This window comes from Streptomyces sp. NPDC059456, assembly GCF_042750055.1.
GTDB lineage: Bacteria > Actinomycetota > Actinomycetes > Streptomycetales > Streptomycetaceae > Streptomyces.
The window spans coordinates 1-2568 of sequence record NZ_JBHYVA010000933.1; the positions used below are offsets into that span (position 1 = coordinate 1).

Sequence of the window (2568 nt, forward strand, 5' to 3'; positions counted from 1 at the left end):
GGCTGAACCCCTACCCGGCTACTGCTCGTCGTCTCCATCTGAGCCTCTCGTTCCGTGGGTCCGGAACGGCCCTCCCCCACGTCGTGTCGGGGGGACCCCCACCCTGGGGCGTCCTGGGTCCGGACTCATGGAGGATAGCCACCGGACCCCGAATCGCCCGGAAGGCTCGAACTCAGGTGGCGTCGGCGTCGTACGGAGCGCGCTGCTCGGCGGCCGGGGCTGCGGGCTTCTTCAGCAGGTCCGGGCCGGTGGCGGCGGGCGCGGCGGAGGTGCCGGCCGCCGTGCCGGCGGCGGCCGGGGCGGAGGCCGTCTCCCGGCTGTTCACGGCCTCGGTGACGTCGTTCAGCTCCTTGCGGAGGTCGAACGAGCTGCGGATCTCGCGGAGGTCCTCGTTCTCGGTGAGCTGCTTGCGCAGGAACGTCTTCGGGTTCAGGTCCTCGAACTCGAAGTCCTTGAACTCGGGTCCGAGTTCGGAGCGGATGTCCTGCTTCGCGCTGTCGGAGAACGCGCGGATCTTGCGGATGAACCCGCTGACGTCCTGGATCACCTTGGGGAGCTTGTCCGGGCCGAAGATGAGGATGGCGAGCACCACGATCGTGACGAGTTCGAGTGCGCCTATGTCGTTGAACACGTTGCCGCTCCTCGGCTCTCTCCGTTTCGGGCCACGACACACGGTACCCGGCGTTGTCGGCGGGCCCATACATCGGTGCCGCGCAGGCCGCGGATTCTCCGGATGGTCATGATCCGTTCGCCGAACCGAGGACGAGTTCCAGGGTGCGTTCGCGGCCGTCGCGGAGCACGGTGAGGGCGAGCGGATCGCCCGGGCGGTGGGACCGGATCTTGATGACGAGCTCGTCGCCCCCGTGCACGCGGACCCCGTCCACCTTGGTGATCACGTCACCGCCCTGGATCCCGGCCCGGGCGCCGGGGCCGCCGGGGGTGACGGCGGGCTTGCCGCCCTCCCCCTTGGCGGCGACGCGGGCCCCGTCACCCGTGTACTCCATGTCGAGGGTGACGCCGATGACGGGGTGGGTGGCGTGGCCGGTGCGGATCAGCTCCTCGGCGACGCGCTTGCCCTGGTTGACCGGGATGGCGAAGCCGAGCCCGATGCTGCCGCTCTGCTTCGCGCGCTCGTCGCCGTCGCCGCCGGCGTCGGCCCCCCGGATGGCGCTGTTGATGCCGATCACGCGGGCTCTGGCGTCGAGGAGCGGGCCGCCGGAGTTGCCGGGGTTGATGGGGGCGTCGGTCTGGAGGGCGTCGACGTAGCTGATGTCGCTGCCGTCGCCCTTGTCTCCGCCGGCGGTGATGGGCCGGCCGGTGGCGCTGATGATGCCGGCGGTGACGGTGTTGGAGAGGTCGAACGGCGCGCCGATGGCCACGACCGGGTCGCCGACCTTCACGTTCTCGGAGTTGCCGAGGGAGAGCGGCCTGAGGCCCCGTACGCCCTCGACCTTGACCACGGCCAGGTCGTAGCCGCCGTCCCGGCCGACCAGCTCGGCGGAGACGCTCTCGCCGGTGCTGAAGGTGACCGTTATGTCCTGGGCGTCGGACACGACGTGGTTGTTGGTGAGGATGTGGCCCTGCGGGTCGAGGACGAACCCGGTGCCGGTGCCGCTGCCGGAGCTGCCGCGCACGTGGAGGGTGACGACGCCGGGCAGCGCGGTCGCGGCGATCCCGGCCACGCTGTCGGGGGCGCGGCCCTTGCTCTCCACGGCGGCCTGGGGGAGTTCGAGGCGGGTGCTGCTCTGCCGTTCGGCGAGGACGCCGAGCCAGCCGCCGACACCGCCGGCGAGCAGGGCGATGCCGAGGCCTAGGGCGACGGCATGGCGCAGCCGGACGGCTGCGCCGCCCGACGCCTTCCCCTGATCGGCCACCTGCAACGGCTGCAACCCCCAGGGGTCGTACCGCACACCCCCCTTACCCGAGCCGGCCTGCTGCGGGACGGCATCGGCCACCGGGGCGGAAGCCGACTCCGACGTCTGCGGGGCCGACTCGGCCCCCGAGTTCGAACCCGCGCCGGGCCCCTCGGCCCCGGGCTCGGCCGCTGGGGCCGAGGTCGGCTCCGGCGACCGCGGGGCGGGCTCGCCCGCCGGGCGGGAAACCGCGCCGGGCGCCTCGGCCCCCGGTTCAGACGCGCCCGCCTGCGGGCCGGCGTCGGTTGCCGGTGCGGAAGTCGGCTCCGGTGACTGCGGGCCGGGCTCGGCCGCCGGGTCAGCCGCGCCCGGCGGGGCGGATACCGGGGCGGGCGGCTGCGGGGCCGGCTCGGCCCCGGGGTGCGAAACCGCGCCGGCGTCGGCCGCCGGGGCGGGGGTCGGCTTCGGCGGGGTGGTCGTGTCGGGCTGCTGCTGGTCGGGCATGGGCGCTCCCCCGAGGTACCTGTGGCACCGCCGGGCGGCGCATCTGCCGCCGATTCAACCAGGTCCCCCCGGGCCCGGGCCGCCCGGGCCCGGGCCGCGGGTCAGCGGGTCAGCGAGACCGGGCGGGGTGACGGGGTGAGCGACGGGACCGGCGGCAGGGGTCCCCTGGGGCGGGGGCCGGCGACGATCCCGGGACCGGGCACCTGGTCCC

2 protein-coding genes are annotated in these 2568 nt (G+C 74.3%); both read right to left on the reverse strand.

What is annotated here, in order from left to right; all coding sequences use genetic code 11:
* Positions 1–172 precede the first annotated feature (172 nt).
* The gene (locus ACFXA3_RS40710; RefSeq protein ID WP_385196218.1) at positions 173–631 is read right to left on the reverse strand and encodes a sec-independent translocase; all 459 of its coding nucleotides are present in this window, start codon (positions 629–631) and stop codon (positions 173–175) included.
* 106 nt (positions 632–737) lie between these two features.
* Entirely contained in the window at positions 738–1874 is a 1137-nt protein-coding gene (locus tag ACFXA3_RS40715) for a S1C family serine protease (protein ID WP_385196221.1), read from the reverse strand.
* Positions 1875–2568 lie beyond the last annotated feature (694 nt).